At 60.5% G+C, this 21,407-nt stretch carries 11 protein-coding genes; 5 read left to right on the forward strand and 6 right to left on the reverse strand.

Annotation, left to right across the window (positions count from 1 at the left end; all coding sequences use genetic code 11):
• Nucleotides 1-164: 164 nt before the first annotated feature.
• The 4 genes from CXY72_RS05585 to CXY72_RS05600 form a co-directional block, all read right to left on the reverse strand.
• Nucleotides 165-5,186 (reverse strand): DEAD/DEAH box helicase, encoded by a 5,022-nt coding sequence (locus CXY72_RS05585; protein WP_146071077.1) that lies wholly within the window; start codon nucleotides 5,184-5,186, stop codon nucleotides 165-167.
• Nucleotides 5,150-7,510, reverse strand: a complete 2,361-nt coding sequence (locus CXY72_RS05590) for a hypothetical protein (RefSeq protein ID WP_158252493.1) — start codon at nucleotides 7,508-7,510, stop codon at nucleotides 5,150-5,152. Before CXY72_RS05590 ends, CXY72_RS05585 begins: the two co-directional genes overlap by 37 nt.
• Before the next feature lie 1,449 nt (nucleotides 7,511-8,959).
• Nucleotides 8,960-10,036 carry a TM2 domain-containing protein gene (locus tag CXY72_RS05595; RefSeq protein WP_104126709.1) on the reverse strand — a complete coding sequence of 359 codons (1,077 nt, stop codon included), beginning with the start codon at nucleotides 10,034-10,036 and terminating at the stop codon, nucleotides 8,960-8,962.
• Between the two features lie 50 nt (nucleotides 10,037-10,086).
• Nucleotides 10,087-10,575: a hypothetical protein gene (locus CXY72_RS05600; protein ID WP_104126710.1), complete on the reverse strand. Its 489-nt coding sequence runs from the start codon at nucleotides 10,573-10,575 to the stop codon at nucleotides 10,087-10,089.
• A 238-nt stretch (nucleotides 10,576-10,813) separates the two neighbouring features.
• Between CXY72_RS05600 and CXY72_RS05605 the strand changes: the two genes are divergently transcribed.
• From CXY72_RS05605 to CXY72_RS05625, 5 genes are all read left to right on the forward strand, one after another.
• On the forward strand, nucleotides 10,814-12,850 hold the full coding sequence (locus CXY72_RS05605) for a hypothetical protein (protein WP_233197667.1): 2,037 nt from the start codon (nucleotides 10,814-10,816) through the stop codon (nucleotides 12,848-12,850).
• A gap of 38 nt (nucleotides 12,851-12,888) precedes the next feature.
• A complete protein-coding gene (locus CXY72_RS05610) occupies nucleotides 12,889-14,472 on the forward strand; it encodes a class I SAM-dependent DNA methyltransferase (RefSeq protein ID WP_104126731.1) in 1,584 nt (527 codons plus the stop codon).
• Between the two features lie 101 nt (nucleotides 14,473-14,573).
• On the forward strand, nucleotides 14,574-15,647 hold the full coding sequence (locus tag CXY72_RS05615) for a restriction endonuclease subunit S (protein ID WP_233197669.1): 1,074 nt from the start codon (nucleotides 14,574-14,576) through the stop codon (nucleotides 15,645-15,647).
• 188 nt (nucleotides 15,648-15,835) lie between these two features.
• Nucleotides 15,836-19,060 (forward strand): type I restriction endonuclease subunit R, encoded by a 3,225-nt coding sequence (locus tag CXY72_RS05620; RefSeq protein ID WP_104126712.1) that lies wholly within the window; start codon nucleotides 15,836-15,838, stop codon nucleotides 19,058-19,060.
• Nucleotides 19,050-20,240 carry an SIR2 family protein gene (locus CXY72_RS05625; RefSeq protein WP_104126713.1) on the forward strand — a complete coding sequence of 397 codons (1,191 nt, stop codon included), beginning with the start codon at nucleotides 19,050-19,052 and terminating at the stop codon, nucleotides 20,238-20,240. The genes CXY72_RS05620 and CXY72_RS05625 overlap by 11 nt, the downstream gene beginning before the upstream one ends.
• A 541-nt stretch (nucleotides 20,241-20,781) precedes the next feature.
• Here the strand turns inward: CXY72_RS05625 and CXY72_RS05635 are convergent.
• On the reverse strand, nucleotides 20,782-21,057 hold the full coding sequence (locus CXY72_RS05635) for a hypothetical protein (protein ID WP_104126715.1): 276 nt from the start codon (nucleotides 21,055-21,057) through the stop codon (nucleotides 20,782-20,784).
• Nucleotides 21,058-21,096: 39 nt separating this feature from the next.
• Entirely contained in the window at nucleotides 21,097-21,342 is a 246-nt protein-coding gene (locus CXY72_RS05640) for a hypothetical protein (RefSeq protein WP_104126716.1), read from the reverse strand.
• Nucleotides 21,343-21,407 lie beyond the last annotated feature (65 nt).

Below are 21,407 nucleotides of genomic sequence, written 5' to 3' on the forward strand. Positions count from 1 at the left end.
GCTAAGTGCATCGGCATTGATATTGATGATCATCCTTCGGACATTCAGCTGGCCGCCGAGTACACCCGCGCTTTCCTCAAGATGACCCCGGCCCCAATTTTGGCTGAAACTGGCCCTATTTTCGGTCGGCATAAACAAATTTCAACGTGCACGTGGCCCGCACATTATGGAAGTACAGAGGTCGCGAGGGCAGTGGCGAGGTTCTCGAGGTCGTCGCCGGCTCCGGCACGAAACGTTTGCCACCCCTGTTCAGCGAGCCATGAGTCTCGTTCGGAGTCAAGGTCAGTCACAACGCATGTCTTGGTGCCGGGCCACGACAACTCGGTCGTCCATTGATTTTCGGGTCCGATATCTGCACCAACAACTGGGACGGGCAGGTCGAGTCGTTGGAGCAGAATTGCCAGGTCCCCGATGTCTTCCTTGCCCAAGAGGATCGCCTCGTCCCAGCTATTGAAGTCATCCGAAGTCGAAGCATCAAGTTCGGACGCGTCCGACTCACCTGAGGCTTCGGATGAGCTCAGCAGCACTCGCTCTAGGAAGGTTTTTGCGAGCCCACGTGACAGGTCATCGTGGAAACGTTGGTTTGAATAGCTGCGCAGACACATATAGCAACTTGTTTCCTCGCCACATTCGCATCGAGTAACAATGTCGAGGGCCGTGGTCAGTACTTGAACGATTGATTTTGCAATTAGCTTCGCATACCCGGCACCTCCTGGCACCGTATCGACGATGTTGATTGTGGCCTTGCTCGAAGACAGTTGCGTGATGGTTGCATCAATGTTGCTGGGCGAGATTTGTAGTGCGTTAGCCGCGCCATTGAGGAGAGCGTACATGACGGACCGGGCGACAAACGGGGCGTCCGCGGTACCTCCCCAACTGAAGGGAAATTCAAATCGGGCGACATCGGTCTGAAATTTGTGCGCCAGGGACTGTTTCGAATAACCTCCCGTGCAGGTTTTGGCATTCATCGGGTTGCTGTGGCTTGGCGGCCAAGTACCGCTGGCGTCGATGCCGTATCCGCAGAAGTTGCAGAGATAAAAGCCGCTGTCGGTAATGCCGGTGTTGATTCTGACCATAAAAGCTCTTTCCAGGGTCGTCGAGGTTACGTCACCCCCGGGGAAGGAGCCCGTCAGAGTGTCGGCGACGGTTCCGTCGGATGCCAACCGTGTTTCACCGCGCCAGCTCACTCGCGGCGGGCTGTCGCCCGGTCGCTGAATGCCCCCGTCCCCGAGGAAGCCAAATCGAGGTTCTATGTATTTGTTGGGCATTCCTGTTGGTGCGGCACCGCATTCCGCGCAGGGTAGTTCATCCCGTTCCAGAGTTTCCGAGTATCGGTCGCAGGACTGACAAATCCTGAAATGTTTGCTTTGGTTTTCTTTGCCGGCCCGCCGCGCTACGCCGACGGATCGCCATAAATAACCACCGGCCACGAGCGTTGCGCCTGGGGCGTACTCAAAGATGGCTTGGGAGAGGTCGCGGGTGAGATCCAGCTGGGTGGCGACTTCTGTGCCGCTTGCGTTCGTGCGCATGCCCACTGTGTCAACGGGGAAACCGTACTTTGGCAGTAGGTTTCGATTGGCTAGGAACCCGAGCAGATTCATCTTCTGGAGAGTTTTCCTGGTGCGGTCGAGTTTGTCGCCGTAGCCGCCGTGCTTGTCTGCGTAAGCGGCGTCGATAGCAGCTTGGTAAAGCGCCATCTCCTCCGAGTGGTCGCCGCTAACCAGGGTGAGGAGGTCGAAGAGTTCCTGAGTCCACTCGGCCCATTGCAGCTCGTTAGCCCCGGCGATAGCTGAATCGATGACCTCAGCGACTGCCTTAACGACCGCGTTCGGTTTGGACCGGAGCCATGGTTCCATGAGCGAAGCCGGGGTTACTCCCGCGTCATTCCGTTCGAAGAAGCTCTCGACGCTTGGAAAGACTGAGCCGGAGTAGACGAATTGCTGGCGGAAGAACGCCGCAAAAGCGATTGAAAACAGGTGGCGTTGAGCGATGCGGGGGTTGTCGATTGGAACGACGGGAGGCCGGACCGTTCCTGCAATAATCATGGCGGGGTCTGCATAGCTGGTGAGGTCGTGAGACCGGCGCTGAGCGAAGGTCACGACAAGGGCAGCGCTATCCGTGCGGCGGCCTGCACGGCCGGCGCGTTGAACATAATTTCCGACAGTCGGTGGCACATTCTTCAGCATCACCGACTGCAAATCTCCAACGTCGACGCCGAGTTCAAACGTTGTGGAGCAGGAGAGCACATTTGTTTTGCCCAGAATGAAATCCTGCTGAATTTCGGCGGCTCTGTCGCTTGACCATTGTGCAGTATGTTCCATCGCTTTGAGTGGAATTGGCTTGAGGCTTCGATACAGTGCGCGGTAGTGACTGTCGTCTGATGTTTCTTCCGGAAGAGCCCACGCCTCAAGGGTCCCGTCGCATCGATAGGCGGAGCACACCCCAACCACTGAACGATGGGTTATACGAGTGCATTGGTTGCACTTGAACAGTTTCGATTTCGTATCGAGGGTCGCACCCTGCACCGATTGAATATTGAGCTGATAAACCATGCCTAAGGCGCCTTGAGGGCTGGTACTCAGCCAATGCGAGAGTGGGCCATCGCGGCGCTCAAGCATTCTCCAGATACCCGAGAGGATCGAATCTAAGCGATTGATATCCAAGGCGCGAGCCTCGAAAACCTTGCGCAGGTAGTCGGATCTTCGGTTTCGGGTTGACGTCGGCGCCCAGCTCAGCACCTTTCTTTTACTATCTGAACCGATACCTCGCACATAGATTGGTCCGAGCCGCGGTTCAAATGCTTCGTCTTTGAGATTCACGTTGGGTTGTGCGCTGAGTGCCCCTTGGGTGCGGAGAGTTCGAACGAGTTCCTGCAACAGGTCGATGGCTTCTTCATCCGAGAAGCCGAGGGACCGCAGTGGTGCAAGAAAGGACATGTCGGTTGGTGGTTTCATAGACCAGGCGACGAGTCCGACGCCCTCGAGCGAGATTCGCTCGTCGAGACCGGCCAGTTCTCGTTGTAACCAGGTCTCTACTTCGGTTTGCCTGCTGAGCGGCGTGTCCGTTGCCGCAAAGAACGCTGCATCGTCGGCTAGCCGGCGCGTGACCCTGGCGATATCGGATGCAGCCCCGTGAACTCCTTCAAAGTAGGTGCGACCCACCGCCCCAAAAAGGAGGCGGCGTTGGGTTAAACGCCCGTATGTTCGTTCCAAGTAAGGGGCGAAGTATGCTGCCTGTTGCCTGCTGTCGCTAAAGACCAGCAGTTTTCGCCCGCCTCCCGGGCGGTCGCCTTGATCATCGATTGAGGCGGCTGGCATTGCCTGATAGAGGCTGGTCGTCAGCACACTCACGGAAGCGTCGTTACCGCTCTCGAACCGGCGAATAGTGCGCTCGCCCTGTGCACCACACTGCAAGCACTTCTTGACCACGGCTCCAGCATGGTTCACGCGCAGCACGCGGGTCATTGCCCCATTGTCGCAGGCGGGGTTAGTGCAGGATGAAGCACCGTTGGGGTCGAGCAGACCGCATTTACCGCACAGAGTGATGCATTCAGATTGAGCTGCAGCCACAGTGTCGTTGTCCAGAACGACATCGTCTTCGTCTTCTAAAGGTCCCTCCGTCAACGTGCCATCTGATAGGTCGATGGAAAGCCAGAGGAGTGACTCAGTCAGTGATGTTTTGGGAGTGAAGTATCGGCGCCCACCGTCATTCTTGATAGTTCCAGCGAAGTATGTGCCGCCGCATTTCTGACACGCAGCGATTTCAAAGACCGACCAGGAGCATTCGATGCACCGCTCCTGACGGGCCAAGCTGACGTGGGGCCCAGCGGGTGAAAGGCAGGTGAAAGCACCTTCTGTTGCCCGAGCGAAGAGGTGGTACTTGGCTGAGAGCAATGGCACGCCGTTAGTGTCGACCGACCGGGCGGCCATCGATACAAGGTCTCTCAGCCCCGCGACGGTGATATCGGCATCTGCGCCGACCCGATTTAGGACCTCGTTCAATGTTCTCGGCTTCTCGGAGGCGAGCCGCACAGCCTCAGTAAGGGTGGTGTCGCCGGCTAGGGTGTCGTGGAGCGTCGTGGCGGTAGAACCGCGGAGTTGTCCTGCATCGATCAAGTCTTCATCGCTGAAACGGTTAGAGAGATCAGAAGTGGTCAGACGACCCCATGTTTGCTTGGCACCCCAGGGAAGGCGTGTAGCCGTGATGACGTCAGTCGGTCCAGAAAAGGGTGATCCGAAGAGGGTCGCAGCGAAGTGAGCAGCGCGGTCCAAGTCGTTCCCCACCGCGGCGCTGGTGGCAATGTATTGAATCTGAGCCGACGAGCTAACGCGCTCCCGTAGTCGTCGAATGAGGAAAGCGACTTCTGCTCCGGTAGCGCCGTCGTAGACGTGCGCCTCGTCGACAACGAGGAACTTCCACGTGTCATCACCGCTCTCGAAGAGATCCATGTCCTTGGGTCTTAGCAGCAGATATTCAAGCATGGCGTAGTTGGTGAGCAGAAGATGGGGCGGGGTGGCACGCATTTCTTCACGACTCAGAAGCTCATTGGGAAGCCTCTTTACTCCCGGGTTCAGGGCCTTGAACTTCTTTTCAGCCCGGCCCGCGTCTTCGAGTGTCTCCCCGGTATACCTCCCGAATGTGATCTCCGGGGTGTCCGCCAGCATCTCGCGTAGGCGCTTCAGTTGGTCATTCGCCAGCGCGTTCATCGGATAAAGTAAGAGCGCGCGAACACCGGCCGTAAGACCGCCGGCGGTCTCTTGGACCTGCAAATGGTTCAGTATTGGAATCAGGAAGCTCTCAGTCTTACCGGAACCGGTTCCCGTGGCGACGATAGCGTTGCTGCCTGTTGTGATCTGTCGGATCGCGGTTTCTTGATGCTTATAGACCGGCCTGTCCAATGGGAAGGCTGAGGAACCAAATCGGGAGAACCGTTCGGTCAGAACACCCTGGTCAATGAGCTCGCGGACGGTGGCACCGGTCGCATACGGAGGGGTGATTTCTAGGAATGGGCCTTTGGTGAGCCCGTCGGTTGCGGCTGCCGCTATCGCTTTTCGAAGGCCGTCAGCGAGCCTTGGATCCTGAGGTGAGATGAGTGATGACAGGTACCGACGATAGTCCTCGGCAATATTTGCACTGACGGCAATCGGATCTATCGCGTCCATTCGTTTCTCCAGTTCATGATCCACAATTCAGCGATAACAAGGTCTTGTTCCACGAAGGCGGGCGCTGCCTCAGCCAGTTGCGCATACGGGCCGCAGATTGACGCAAAGATTCCACGCGTGCTACCCAGATCTCGCGCTGCCAAGCGGGCCACGATGGCAAAAGCCATAGAAAGCGCAGGGAGGTTCCGCCAGCCATCACTACCGATTCGAGCTTCAACGGGTAGCACTCCTTCCGGTCCGAATACCCCGTGAATTGCGGTGGTCGTTCGAGTCAAAATACTTGCCGACGAATCCGCGAGGTCACGAAGTGTGCGGGAATTACGGGCATCGAACAGCTGGCGGGCTGCGATCAATCGAGTGTCCTTCTGCAACAGGCGACCTGGGATGGCGCTCGCGGCTGCCCAGATCTGTTCCAAGCGGTCTTCTGGGAACGTGTGAAGAATACGAGTGTTGTCATCGAATCGACCGATTCGCGCGTCCGGATCAATGCCGGTATCAAGCACGGTAAGAGCGGTGCTGCCGGCAAAATTCTCCAAGTTCCTGATGAACTCGGGGTCCGAATCCTTCTGCGTGCCTTCGTAATCGCCGATTAGTCCCAGGAACGAGTTCAGCGGCCAGCTGCCGGGAACCGGCGGCGGAATCTCGCTGCCCTTGGCAGCGAGATTACTGTCTACGACCAACCGCATGAGTACAGAGGGCGCAAGCGGGGCGTGCATCACGGTATCGATGAAGAGTGCCGGATGAGCCTCGAACAAAGCCGACAGTGCGGATCTGAGCTTCTTGTATGGGCGTGTGCACTCAAAGGTTCCGAGAAGTGACAGGATTTTGGCGGCTAAGGGGAGGGCGCTTGATGTGGTGGGTATGTCACCCAGTCCTGCGAGCCAGCGTGCGAATCCAACTTCCGGAGAGCCATCTGCATCGCGGAGAGGAAGCAGAGGCAGCGCGAATAGGTTTGGGTCGTTTCGGTGTGGGTAGGCGGGCCACGGCGATGGAGACCATGGGTCGTCAATGCGGAACAAGATGGTTGCTTCACCAACGTCGGTGGCCGCCCGCGGGAGATCAACTGAATTGGCACCGGTAGCGAAGCTCACCACCGTGGGCGCTTCCCAAGGAGAATACTTGGGATAGATGGCCGCTGTAAGCCCAGCAGATGCCCCTGGCGAGATATTTAGAACGTGTGCCTCCGCATCGAAGTGGATCTCGTCCGCCAGTTTCCGTGGCCGAAGGGTCCCCACGGGAAGGGAACGATCACCGATGCGTAGCTGTAACAGCGCTGAGCGGACGGAACGTCCTGTGTCGGCAAACTGTCCGAGATTGAAGTTGACGTAACCGCGCGGGCTAGAGATGCCACCGTCAATCGTTTGCTCGACACGGCCTGCGGCAACTAATCCCAGCGTCGCGCGCAACCCGACAGGAACAAGAACTCGCAGTTGCGTGTTGTCTAGGGATTCGACATCGATGGACTGTGGTCGCAACGTGACGACCGGCAATGATTCACCGTGCGAAACTGCGATGCTCATGTGTGGCAAGCGAACTGTTGCCTCAAGTGTTCCCGTCCGGTCCTGCAGTGTCGTGTGTGCTGAGGCGGTGCTGCGATCAAGCGTCACGATTTGGACGGTCTCACCCGCGCTGACCAACGTCACCGATCCGGCCTCCATCCCGTTCGCCTCGGGCGTCAAATATCTGAAAGACGGTTCAATTGTCGCTTTCCAACCCTCAGCGATCGAGACTCGACGGGTGATACCCCGTCCGAGTGCACCGCGCACAACAATCACGTACTTGCCCAGCAACGGAGCACTTCGTTCAGGCCAGAGCGCAATATTCTGTGGATCACTCTTAGGACTGACTTCCTCCTTCCACAACACCCGACCCGTCACCTCCTCGGTCAGAGAAATGGACCAGGCGAGAGATTGGGCGCTCGCCGCATCCGCGGCGGGGACGGTAACTAGTGGCAGATCGGTGAAGATGGGCAGTCCGTCGACCGTCGCGGAGCCACAAAGCGTCGCAGGGTAGGTCACCTGAGGTCGTGTCGATGTCGAAACGAAACGCCATCGGTCTTCCCCACGACGAACCCGGTTGACGTGTGTGAGGTCGACTGTGGCGAACGACCAGGACTCCCAACCAAATGGCGACTCGTGACGGGTGATTGTCGCACCTGCGCTGTCGAACTCCAAGAGCCCCTCAGGGTCTTGGCCTTCGATTCGTGGCACACCGATGACAACGCGGTCACGCGGCAGCGAGTTGCGCGCGGGGATGATCGCACCGTTGGATGCGTCGAATATCAGCATGGGATCGTCTGGATCGACAACGACCACATCCCATTCCTGCTCGCCGGGTCGCGCTCGCACCGACACGGCCTTTGTCGGACGAGGAAGCGAATGAACAATCGTCGTCGCGGCGACTCCCGGCCAGGGGGGCTGCGCGGAATACGACGCAGATTGACCTTCCGAAGTCAAAGTCCAGCGCACGGTTTCCTCGAGAATCACTTCCAGTGCGGGCAGCACGATCGCGACTCCGCGTGCCGCACCATCCCAGGTAAGAGTTGGGATGTATGAAATGTCGCGAGACCTCGTCCCGCGAGCAACTGGGCGGACGAGGGCCCCAGTCCCCACAAGGCGCCCAATCTCGTCTACAACATGGCGGTCGAGCCCAAAATCTTGAGGTACGGTTCCGGTTGTTGCCGCATCAAACGCGGCGAGACAGCGGTCAACGAAATCCTCTGCGATTTCGCCTCCTTCGCGAAGGAAGCGCCACGTTGGTGCGTCGAGCCCGACCATAGAAGCAGATTGCCGGTTTTGGGACTGTGCCCATGCAGCGAACAGGGCGCCGCTAGTTCCGGAACCCCGTCGATCTTGTTTGACCAGCAAACGAAGAAATCCTTCGAGACTCCCGATCGGCACCCCTGCGTGCATGAGGATCTCACCAATGTTGGCCATCGGGGTAGTGAATCGGCGGAGACCATAGTCGTTGAGTATGTCTTTGTATCTTGCCGAGACGAGGTCGACGTCACCTTGAGTCAAAGTCACGCCGAATGCCGTGCTGACGTGTGGCCAGAGGGTTCCTTCGTCATAGTCGCGTCCGCCCACTGCCGTGAGTCCGATGAGGAAGCTCGCTCGAAACAGTGCCAGGAGATCCTTTCGCTCGCCGCGGGTGTCACAATTGCGGTATCTGTTCCCCAGCCAGCGGAAGGATTCTAACGCTTGATTGTGGTCGACATTGGCTTCCATTACCAAGGCGGTGCCGACAAGGCGTTCTCGCCACTGCCCTTCCCGTTCCTGAAGTTGTCTAAGCTCTTCCATACGGTCCCCCCAGGGTTGACGTCGAAACTGCGACATTCATAAGATACAAATCATCTTTGACATTGAATAACCCACATCTAACTATCTCCATTTTTCTAGGTCAAGTAGCGACCATAAACCCCCATAATGCGTGGTGCAAACATTATTCTTTCTATACGAAAGAATTCCCTCGCGACCATGAAAGATGCAGCAGAGGTTTAAGATCTGGCGCTCGGAATGCGGAGCTGCCGAAATCGCTCTGGCGCAGCCTGAGTGCCGACCGTGAACCGGCAGCAGGGTTCGCGGCGAGTGCTTTCGGAATTACTGGTCACCCGAAGGTTTTAACTCCGCCGTCGACGATCTTGGCGGCGAACGGCTGGCGCTCGGTTCCGGTTCGTTTTCGTCGACGCCGAATTGATTTTGTGGGCGATGGCGGAATCGATGGGGTGACCCAGATATTCCGGTTATAAATACACGAGAAGCGGGGGACAGGCCCGAAGAACCTGGCCCCCCGTGCTCTTATTCGGCGAGCAGCGTCCAGTTACCGTCGGCGCTCACGACGATTGCCGAAGGGCCTGAGCTGAGCGGCACCGTTCCCGAGTAGGCGCCGATTTCGTTGACGAGCAGCCCCATGTTGAACGCCTCGTCGGTCTCCTCAACGATCGAGAAGTTTCTCGAGCCGTCGTGCGTAGCTGTGAGCTTGCCGGCGGAGCCGTCGAAGAGATAGACGCCGTCGCCGGCACCGGATGCGACGAGCGCGGGTGCCGTAGAGATGGGTGCGATGGTCAGGCTCCAGTTTCCGTCGGCCGTGATCTGCAGGGTCGTGTCTTCACCGAACGAACTGAAGCCGTACTCGGTCGTACCGCTGTAGGCGCCGATCGTGTTCACGAGCAGTTGCCCCGTGGAGGCGTTATTCGCGTCGAGAACGGAAATTGAGAAGTTTCTCGTACCGTCGTGGGTTGCAGCGACGATTCCGGCAGTGGCGCCGGCCGGCAGAGTGATGAGGTTGTCGCCGGCGCCGGTCTGGGTGATGACCGCGAAGGTGCCGAAGGCGTCGTCGGCCCAGGTCTGCACGGTGTCGACCGGTGCCGCTTCAACGACCGGCTCTTCAACGGCGGGCTCCTCCACGGCCGGTTCGGCCGCCGAATCGGCGACCGGAGCCACGGCCGCTGGGGCATCACTCGGTGCATTGCTCGCGTTGATTCCCGAGACGATCATCGACAGAACGGTTACCGCGCCGGTGATGATCCAGGCGATCTTCTTGTACTGGTCGTACCCGGCAAGCCGAAGTCCCTGCTTGTCGCGGCCCTTGGCGAGAACGAGGATGAGATCGACCAGCCACCAGATTCCTAAGCCGCCGAACGTCACCAGTTTCGCGATGCCTGAGCCGACCTTGCCGAGGTAGAAGCGGTCCACGCCGAAGATGCCGAGCAGCCAGGCGAAAAGCCAGGTAGCCACAAAGGACTTCGGTGAGACCGCGGGGCCGATCAGTCGCGCGTCGGTAGCCGGTACAGCGGCGGGTGCTGGCTGCAAAAACTGCTCCTGCTGGGATGTCGGCACTCCGGCCGGGGGCGCGTTGTGGTTAGTCGTGGGCATTTTGTTATCCTCTGTTTGTTGTGGTGGGTGCGTGAAGTGGACCGGCAGGGCTACTGCTGGGAAAGTTCGACCACGATGTCGAGACCGCTATCCGGGTGATAGCCCCAGGAGGCGTCGAAATCGTCCCAGGTCGCCGTCTGCCGGCCGTCGAGTGCGCGCGTGCTGCCGATGCGGGTGTTGACGCTGTCCGGTACCTCGAGTTGGTCGAGAACGCAGAGCACGTCGATGTAATCAGCACCGGAAGACTCTTCGCCTTCGCTCTGCATCGAGATGCTTTGGCCCTCGTCACCCACGGTGATCCACACGTTGTCGACGACGTCGCAGGTCTGGGTGGAATCGCCGATGGCGGTTGACGCCAAGAAAGAGCCGGTCCCTCCACCCAACGACGCAGCGGTTAGCGTGCCGCCGACGCCGACGATGAGGCCAATGGCCAGGCTGACGAGACCGATCGTCAGGTCGCGTTTGTTGAACGAGGGCCCCTGTGGCGGCGGCGGCGGTGCGAATTGTTCGGCCGTGATGTCGGCGGATTCTGGTTCCATGACGTGGCTCCTCTAGCTGGTCTGCACTGTGAGCGGGTGAGGGGCGGTCATTCCCCCCAATGACAACGACCGTTCCTCACCCGCCGGTACCGACCGACTGCGGCGGGCACGACACCAAACTATTGGTTCGCTACAAACAAAACGACTCTGAAATTGATAAGGGGGGTTATCAGTAATGGATGTTGCACAACAATGAGGGTTGGCCGTAGCCTGAGGTCATCAACGAGGGGAGCGCAGCATGATGACCACCGACACCAGCCTGCTGATGACCATGTCCGACATCGCGGGCCTTGCCCAGGTGCAGCGTCCAGTCGTCTCGGTCTGGCGCAGCCGCTCGGCCGGCACCGATACTCCCTTTCCGGCCCCGGTCAGCCGCCAGCGCGGTGTCGACCTCTTCGACGCCGACCAGGTGGGTAGTTGGCTCGAACGCACGGGCCGCGGCAACAACCGCGAGGCCACAGCGGATGCCGCCGCCTACGCCGTGCCCGACCCTTCGCGCGGTTTAGACGAGTTCGACGAACAGACGTTTCGTGGCGTCACGGCCCTGCTGGCCCTGCGCGCCGCGAGCGATCACGCTCTCAATACACTTACCGCAGCCGAGCTGGTCGACCTGGCCGACGAGTATGACCCCGACGACGACCTGCTGCTCCGCGAGATCGAAGCCCTCGGCGACACACTGCCCGTCCTGGTGGCTTACGTCGATTCCCTGGTCGAGGCCGCCTTCGGCCCGGCGCCCGCCTTCGAACGGATGCTCACCGACCGTTTCAAGCGCAACCTCGCCGGCGAGGGTGACCTCACGCTTAGCCGTGCAGCCCTTGACCTCATGACCGAGACCGTCGCCGCGCTGCGCCTCACCCAGCCCGCTGATTCGGTGCTCGTCGACCCCACGGGCAGCGCGAGCGACCTGCTCATTGCTATTCACCAGGGCGAGGTTCCGGTGATGACAGCGAACGTCGACAGCCCCACCGCCCGGCTGCAGCGCCGCCGCCTAATGGTGCACGGTATCGTGCGCACCGAGCTGCAGGTTCTGCCGTCTGGCGCCTTCAGCGTCACCGGCGCCGCCGTGCACGTGGCGCAGTATCCCTCGGCCGCCCGGCCCACGATGACGCCGGAGCAGATTCTCTCCGATATCGAGCAAAGCGTGCTGCAGATGACCGACGAACAGCTGGCCGTAGTTCTGGCACCTGCATCGGTGCTCAGCGACATCGGCATCAGCCGCGACGCCGAGCAACTGCGCTCCACTTTACTGCGCTCTGGTCGAGTGCGCGCCATCGTGCGCCTGCCCGCCGGGCTGCTGACCGGCAAACCGCAACAGTTGCAGGCGCTCTGGGTGCTCGGCGGCGCCCATACCGCGGTCGCCCTCGCCGACCGCTACGCCATGGTGGCCGACCTCGTTGCGACGCCTCTCAATGAGGCTGCCATCGACGCACTCGTGAGCGACCTCGCCGCCTCGCTCGGCAGCCAGCGCATGGTGCGCGCCCACGCCTTTCGCTTTGCCCGACTCGTGCTCACCCGCAGCCTGCTCGCCAGTCGCCGCTCACTCGTGGCGGGGGTGAGCACCGTAATCCCGGCACGCGATCAGCCCGCCGCGGCGCTCGCCGTGTCCATCGACCGGCTCGCGGCACTGCTCCATGCCGACCTGGCAGTCGAAGCCGCGAGCGAACAGGCCACGACCTCGACCGTGCACGAGCTGCTCTCCGCCGGGCACCTGCGCTATATCCCGGGCAATCGCATCGCCGCAGAGGATGTGATCGATGACGTGATCGCGGGTGTAACGGATGCCGACGGCATCCGTTTGATCGGCCCGGCCGAAGTGGCCGCGACCGCCCAGCTCGGCCACCGACGCATTGATCGCCTTCGGTTCGCCGCAAAATACCTGGCCGGGCGGGTGACCGAGCCCGGTGACGTGGTGTTCTGTACCTCGCCCCGGCCGGCCGCAATGGTCGACGCGGAGGGCACCTCGGTCGTGCTCTTTCCGGCCCGTATTTTGCGTATCGAGCAGGCCGACCCGAATGGTCTGCTCGATGCGGTGCTCGCCGCCGACATTGCGGCGTTGCCCCCAGGCCATCGCCGATGGCGGGCCTGGCCGGTGCGTCAGGTCGCCCTGAAACAACTCGTGGCGCTTGGCGACGCTCTGACCTCGCTACGGTGGGAACAGAAGCGTGCGCGCGAACGGCTGGGGCAGCTCGATCAGCTCACCGATTTGCTCATGGCCGGTGTCACCGCCGGCACTATCACCCTTGCTTCTGACGCACCATCGAAAGGAACCACCTAGTGGCACCGAAGACCAAAGCCGCCGCCCTGCCGTCGACCATGAAGGAACTGAAAGACACCCTGTGGAAGGCCGCCGACAAGCTGCGCGGATCTATGGACGCCTCGCAGTACAAAGACGTCATTCTCGGGCTGGTGTTTCTCAAGTACGTCAGTGACTCCTTCGACGAGCGTCGCGAGCAGATTCGCACCGAGCTCACCGCTGACGGTCTCGACGAGGACCAGATCGGCCAGCTCATCGACGACGTCGACGAATACACCGGCCGCCGGGTGTTCTGGGTGCCGGCCGCCGCCCGCTGGACCTACATCGCGGAAAACGCAAAGGGCATCGCTGGGGCGGTCGGCGAGCCGTTCAAACAGGTGGGCCAGCTCATCGATGAGGCCATGGACCTCATCATGGTCGCCAACCCCACCCTCGCGGCCACGCTGCCGCGCATCTACAACCGCGACGGCGTCGACCAGCGCCGCCTCGGCGAACTGCTCGACTTGTTCAACTCCGCACGGTTCACCGGCGAGGGGTCGACCAAGGCGCGCGACCTGCTCGGCGAGGTCTACGAGTACTTTCTGGAGAAGTTCGCCAGGGCCGAGGGCAAGCGCGGCGGCGAGTTCTACACCCCCGCCGGTGTCGTGCGCGTGCTGGTCGAGATGCTTGAACCCACCCGAGGCCGCGTTTACGACCCGTGCTGCGGCTCGGGCGGCATGTTCGTGCAGGCCGAGAAGTTTCTCGAAAGCCACCATAAAGAGGGCTCGGAACTCTCGGTCTTCGGCCAGGAACTCAACGAGCGCACCTGGCGCATGGCCAAGATGAACCTCGCCATTCACGGGCTCAACGGCAACCTCGCCAGCCGTTGGGGCGACACCTTTGCCCGCGACCAGCACCCCGACATGCAGGCGGATTACATCCTCGCCAACCCGCCGTTCAACATCAAGGACTGGGCCCGCAACGAGCAGGATCCACGCTGGCGCTACGGCGTGCCCCCCGCTGGCAACGCCAACTACGCCTGGATCCAGCACATCATCTCCAAGCTCAACCCCGGCGGCAGCGCCGGCGTGGTCATGGCCAACGGGTCAATGTCGTCCAACTCCGGCGGCGAGGGCGAGATCCGCGCCCAGCTGGTCGAGGCCGACCTCGTCACCTGCATGGTTGCCCTGCCGACACAGCTGTTCCGCAGTACCGGCATTCCGGTCTGCACCTGGTTCTTCGCCAAAGACAAGACTGCCGGGGAGAAGGGCAGCATCGACCGCACCGGCCAGGTACTGTTCATCGACGCCCGCAACCTCGGCACCATGGTCGACCGCGCCGAGCGCGCCCTAAGCGACGACGACATCGCGAAGATCACCGGCACCTATCACGCTTGGCGCGGCACGCCCTCCGCAGCGGATGCCAACCTCACGTACGCAGACGAGCCCGGCTTCGCCTACTCCGCGTCGCTCGCCGAGATCAAGGCCGCGGACTACGCGCTGACCCCGGGGCGTTACGTCGGCGCCGCCGAGGCCGAAGCGGATGCCGAGCCGATCGAGGAGAAGATCGCCCGGCTGAGCGCGGAGCTGTTCGCCCAGTTTGATGAGTCCGAGCGCCTCGCAACGGTCGTGCGCAAGCAGCTAGTCAGGATTGAGACGAAGTGATTCTTACCATTGAGGAATTGTGTACAGCAATTGTCGACTGTGAGCACAAGACGTCACCGGTTGATGAAGATGGGCAATTCTTTGCTGTCGGCACACCTGCAATGCGCGGAAATACAATTGATTACAGTCAGGCGCGACGTATTTCTGAGAGTACCTACATTTCGTGGACCCGGCGATTGGTTCCGAGCGGAGGCGATCTACTCTTTGCTCGCGAGGCTCCAGTTGGGCCTATAGTACTCATCCCAGATTCCGAAAATATAGCGCCGGGACAGCGCACGATGCTGATGAGGCCAAATCCGACTTTGGCGGACTCGCGATTCCTGTATTACCTCTTGAGCTCCCCTGCCCAGCAAGATCAGCTGCAGTCCCTAGCTGGTGGATCGACTGTGGCCCATCTCAACGTTGCAGATGTTCGGACTTTTCCGCTCGATGTTCCGCCCCTAGAGGATCAACGAGCCATTGCGGAAGTGCTGGGCGCGCTCGACGACAAGATCGCCGTCAACGATCGAATTGCGTCGAGTGCGTTAGTTCTGGCGAGCACAATATATGGGCATCAGATCGCGGGTCGACCGGAACGGCCCATGAGCGATGTTCTAACGCCGATACTCGGGGGGACACCTGCTCGATCCGAGAGTCAGTTCTGGACTGGAACGAATCTTTGGGCATCGGCTCGGGACGTGACTGGTGCCGATCACGGCGTAATTGTCGAGACGCTCGAAACGATCTCGGACTCTGCAATCCACACAACTAAGGCGCGATCTCTTCCTGCTGGGAGCGTCATATTAACCGCGCGCGGAACAGTTGGAGCCGTGGCAAGACTTGGGGTGGCTTCATCTTTCAATCAGTCTTGCTATGGCTTTGAGCCTGGCCACATGTCGGCAAGTGTTCTGTATTTTGCGATACTGAACGCGACAGAACGGGCAAAGGCGTTTGCTCACGGCTCCGTTTTCGACACAATCACGATGAAGACGTTTGGGCATCTGCTCGTGCCGGACCTTCCTCGCGGAGAGCTTGACGCGATCGAGGCACGAATCAACCCACTCCTGAAAACTGTGGATCTAGCGGTACGTGAGAACCAAACGCTTGCTGCAACCCGCGACGCCCTGCTCCCGCAGCTCATGTCGGGCAAGCTGCGCGTCAAAGACGCCGAGAAGGCGCTCGCGGGCGTGCTGTAATGAACGCCGCGCAGTCTGGTCCCATCCGTTGATCGAGCTTGCCGAGATCACCATCGACCAACGCGACTCGCGTTGACAACGCAGCCAGCGTCATGCGCATTGCGATCTCGGCAAGCTCGATTAGCGACAGGGTACGTCGTTCAGTCACGACAAGAAGTTTTCGCGTCAAAGTATTGAGGGGATAGGCAATGACGATCACGACATCGACCAGCGCTGGACAGCAGGGGCTCTCGGAAGCGGCGTGGGAGGACTTCGCGCTCGACCAGCTGGGGGAGCCGCTCGGCTGGTTTCCGCTGCACGGGGAGAAGATCGCGCCTGGCATGGGGGAGCGCGAGTCGTGGAGTGAGCTGCTCATCCGTCCCCGCCTGCTCGAAGCGGTGCGCAATCTCAACCCGACCGTTCCGGTGGAGTACTTGCGGCAGGCGCTCGCCGAGTTGACGGCGCCGAAGTCGATGGATGCGATCACCGAGAACCAGCGCATGCACGAGTACTTCGTGCACGGCTTTCCGTTTAGCTACCTGGATGCTAGCGGGGCCGAGGTGAGCCCAAGCATCCGCTTGATCAGTTCTGATCCGGCGCAAAACGACTGGCTGGTTGTGAACCAGGTGACGCTGCGCCAGGGCGACTACCTGCGCCGGTTCGACATTGTGCTGTACTGCAACGGCATGCCAGTGAGCATTATCGAGCTGAAGAAGGCGGGCAGCGAGCGGGCCACCGTGGCCGGCGCGCACGCCCAGCTGCAGACCTACTTGCGTGAGTTTCCGCTGGCGTTTCGGTTCTGCGTGTTCACGCTCGCCTCTGATGGGCAGTCGGCGGCGTATGGCACGCCGTTCACTCCGCTCAACCATTTCTCGCCGTGGAACGTCGACGAAGACGGCAAGCCGGTACCGGCGGGCGCCGCAACGGTCGACGGCGACGCGGTCACCGGACTCGACACCGCCCTGGCCGGCCTCTACAACCAGGAACATTTTCTGCAGCTGCTCACCTATTTCACCGCGTTCGATGAGGGCGACGACGGCCTCACCAAGCGCATCGCCAAACCGCACCAGTACTTTGCGGTGAACAAGGCGGTCGCCAGCACCGTGCAGGCCGTCGCCAGCAACGGCAAGGCAGGGGTGGTCTGGCACACGCAGGGCTCGGGCAAGTCGATGGAGATGGAGTTGTACACCAACCTGGTGACGCTGCATCCCAAGCTGAAGAATCCGACCATCGTCGTGATCACGGACCGCAAGGAGCTCGACGGTCAATTGTTCAGCAGCTTCGATCGCAGCCTGCTGCTGCCGGGCAAGCCGGAGCAGATCCTCCGACGCTCTGACCTGCGGCAGAAGCTGAGCGAGCGTAACACCGGCGGAATCTTCTTCACCACGCTGCAGAAATTCGGAATCAGCAAGGCGGAGAAGGATGCCGGGATGGAGCATCCGCTTCTGTCGGACCGGCGCAATATCATCGTGATCGTCGATGAGGCGCATCGCAGCCACTACGACGACCTCGACGGGTATGCCCGCCACCTGCGCGACGCTCTGCCGCACGCGACGCTGATCGCGTTCACCGGAACACCCATCTCCTTCGATGATCGCAACACGCAAGACGTGTTCGGTGACTACATCGACGTATACGACCTCTCTCGCGCGGTCGACGACGGCGCGACCGTGCCGGTGTACTTCGAACCGCGGCTGATCAAGGTGTCGCTCGCAGCTGACGTCACGGAAGAGATGCTCGACGACGCGGCCGACGACGCCACCCAAGGGCTCGACGAAACCGAACGCGCCCGCATCGAACAGAGCGTGGCCGTGGTCAATGCGGTCTATGGCGCGCCCGAGCGCATCGCCGCGCTCGCCGCGGATATCGTGGCGCACTGGGAGAACAGGCGCAGCCGCATGATCAAGTTCATCGACGCGCCGGGTAAGGCCATGATCGTCGGCGGAACCCGCGAGATCTGCGCCCTGCTGTATGAGGCGATCATCGCTTTGCGGCCCGACTGGCATTCCGCGGCGCTCGACCAGGGTGTCATCAAGGTCGTCTATTCCGGGGATGCGACGGACCAGCCGCCGGTTTCAAGCCACGTGCGGCGCACCTCGCAGAACGATGTGATCAAGGCGCGGCTGAAGAACGTCGACGACCCGCTCGAGCTCGTGATCGTGAAAGACATGATGCTCACCGGCTTCGACTCGCCGCCGCTGCACACCCTGTACCTTGACCGGCCGCTCAAGGGCGCGCTGCTCATGCAGACGCTCGCCCGGGTGAACCGCACCTTCCGCGGCAAACAAGACGGCCTGCTCGTGGCCTACGCGCCGCTCGCCGAGAACCTCTCGAAGGCGCTCGCCGAATACACAGCGGATGACCAGACCGGCAAGCCGCTCGGCCGCAACATCGACGAGGTGGTCGCCCTCACGGAGACGCTCGTCGAAACACTGCGCGGCATCCTCGCCGGCTATGACTGGAAGGCCGTGCTGCACAAGGCCGGTCCGAAGGCCTACCTGAACGCCGTGACCGGTTCCGTGAACTACCTGCGGGCACCCGGCACGCCCGGCAACCAGATCGTGGAAGGTGAAGAGACGCTCGGGGTAAAGTACCGCAGGTATTCGGGGCAGCTCTCACGGGCTTGGGCCTTGTGCTCGGGGTCGCAGAACTTGGCCGCCCTGCGCCCCGAGGTGCAGATCTACGAGGAGATTCGGGTGTGGATGGCCAAAGCGGATGCCCTCGAGCGGCAGTCCCGCAACGAGCCAATCCCCGAGGAGATACAGCGGCTATTGGGGGAGCTGATTATGTCCGCGACGTCATCGGGTGATGTGCTTGACATCTACGAGGCGGCCGGCATGCCGAAGCCGTCGCTGAGTGATCTGACGCCGGAGTTCGTGGCGAAGACGCAGCAGGCGCGTAACCCGCATTTGGCGATTGAAGCGTTACGCAAGTTGCTGACCGAGGAGGCTGTGGCATCCACTCGAAACAATATGGTGCGGCAGCGGGCGTTCTCGGAGCGCATCACCGAGCTGATGAACAAGTACACCAACCAGCAGCTGACCTCGGCCGAGGTGATTGCCGCGCTCGTGGAGATGTCGCGCGAGGTCGCCGCCGAGTCGCAACGTGGTTCGCACTTCAAGCCAGCGCTGACCAGTGACGAGCTCGCGTTCTATGACGCGGTGGCGCAGAATGAGTCCGCCGTGGATCTGCAGGGCGAGGGCAAACTCGCCGACATCGCGCGCGGGCTCGTGCAGGTGATGCGCCGCGACGTGCGCACCGACTGGACCGTGCGCGACGACGTGCGCGCCAAACTGCGCTCGTCGATCAAGCGGCTGCTCGTCGTGAACGGCTACCCGCCCGACCAGCAGCCCGGCGCCATCAAGCTCGTGATGGAGCAAATGGAGTCGATGGCGCTGCGATTCAGTGGAGAGCGTGCAGAAAATGTCGTCTGAGCCTGAACTGCGGAATGTTGCAATCCTGGTTGGGAACGGGCTAAGTGTGGCGTTCAACCCGGCCCTCAACCTTCGGGTGATAACGCAGGAAATGACCGAGCGAATAAGTAGAGCATCTGAAGGAGGATCCGACGTCGTTGCCGCGATGAAGGAGATTGCGGTGCACGCCTTGCCTGCGGGCGCAACCACGGATGACGATTTCGAGCTACTTGTCGGAGCGTTCGGGTCCGAGAGCACCACTTTAGGACACCTGCATAAGTTGGCGAAGCTAGTCTCCCCGCTCGATGAGACCCTCCGAGAATCAATAGTCAGAGTTACCGAGTTTGCTGAGCGAGTGCGAGACACGGGTTTGAGCCATGTTCTCGAAGTAATTTATGAGCGTTCGCATGCCTACCGGGAGGATGCTCATTCGCTCCACTCGCTTGTGGGAGCGATAACCAATGCCTTTCCAGGAAAAGTTGTCTTCGGAAACTTGAACTACGACACTCTGCTACTCTCGGCACTCCTTTCCGTTTGTCAAGATGGTTTGGCGGATATGGGATACGGCTGGAAGGACGTCATTATATCGAACGATGATGGTACTGAATTTCCAGTTGCACGGCTGCGACGCAAGCCGTCGGATTTCCCGTCGACCAGGCGAGTGAAGCTCTTGCATTTGCATGGATCGCTGACTTTCTGGACTGACCGCGAAAAGAATATTTTCGTGAAGGTGGAAGCCAGCCGACTCAAGGACAAAGCCTTTTGGGAGGAGCTCAGGAACGATCAGACGCGACTGCGTCCTGTTGTCGTGCTTGCGAACCAGCGCGACAAGACTGCCCAAGTCACGGAGTTCCCATTCGCCCTCGCGTATCAAATGTTTGATAACGGTCTCGCGGCCAGTGATCATTGGCTCGTGGTGGGCTATTCGTTTCGGGACGACGCCATTAATGATCTTCTACGCACGGAATTTGCAGGACGAAAGGCAAAGCCTCGCGTCCTCGTCGTCACATACGGTGATCTGCTCACGAGGATAGAAGTGGAGAGAGCGTTTGGATGGAATGCGGAAGACAATGATTCAAGTTATTGGCTTCAGATAAATCGCGACGGGGCAGATGGGGTCGAGAATAGTTCCGATTGGGAGGCATTCACCTCTGTCAAGGAATTCTCGGCGGCGGCTTCGGTTGTTGGCCTCACGGCTTGAACGACGCGTAAGGCGGACGGCGTGTTGAACTCTGTCGCCTTGGGAACGCCGTCAGGTTTGCTGGGCTATCCGAATCGAAGGCACCGGTGCTCCTGTGGCACTTGCGACCTGAATAGAAGGGGGGCGTCCAGCCTCCCATGCAACATGCAGTCCCACGCCTCTTGCAGATCGAGTCGCTCAGTTTTCAACAGTCGCTGACACCAAGCACATCCAGTCGCGGCTAGGCGTCACCGGCAACTGCGGTCCCTTCCACGTCGAACATTTCCGGAAGCGGCTCACTATGGACGGTCACCGATCTCTCGTCGACGATTTCGGCTAGGGCGCGGACCCCTGACGGGGTTGTCGCCCCCGTTTTTCTGTCAGCAGCCACGCGAGTTCTGGCGATGGCCATAAGCGTCCCTAAGGAACGTTTGGGACGTGCGGAGGTCATGAGCTGCCGTACCCTCGCGAGGAATTCGACGGCACCTGACTTGACAGCGTCATCGAAATCATGGGGAGGCACAAGGGCCGTAATGAAGAGTCACAAGGGTGACGGTGAATGTTACTCATCGGCGGCGTCCTTTCTCGCAGGAGATTGCTCAGATGTGTTCATTTGCGCGCGGACGGCGTTCCGGGTGATGTATTCCAATTCGAGGGTTTGCATGTTTAGGGTGGCTTGGCTGGTCCCGGATGCTGAGCCGCTTTCGTACAGGATCATGACGCGTATCTGGAATTCGGTTTCGCGAGTCGTGTAGGTGACCGGTTCGTCGATGTGCCGGTGGTAGTGGCCGCCGAGGTTGAGACGGGGCTGCACCTGCAGGAACCCTCGATGAAACATGGCTCGTCCTTCGGCGGAGTACTTGAGGTCGGCTGGCGGTCAGCCGCGATCTGTTGCCGCCAGCCACGTGTCCAGGGTTGGGAGGTCCACAGGCGCATCATGTCCGATGAGAACGTCGGCCAGCCCCGTTCCGAGCGTGGCAAGGTCAGACTCGGTGATTGACTTTTCCGCCCAGACCGAACGCCCCAAGACACGATGGCCAATATCCACCGAGTTGGCACCGCCGAGGGCAGCAAGGGGGGCGCCACTGACCAGCACGGTTCTGTAGCCACGCGGGATGTGCATGATGTTCGGTCGAATCCAGGGCAGTCCGTCATCGGTGACGGGTAGTCAAAATTTATCCGGGACGC

The sequence above is a fragment of the Cryobacterium sp. Y57 genome (assembly GCF_002929505.1).
Classification (GTDB): domain Bacteria; phylum Actinomycetota; class Actinomycetes; order Actinomycetales; family Microbacteriaceae; genus Cryobacterium.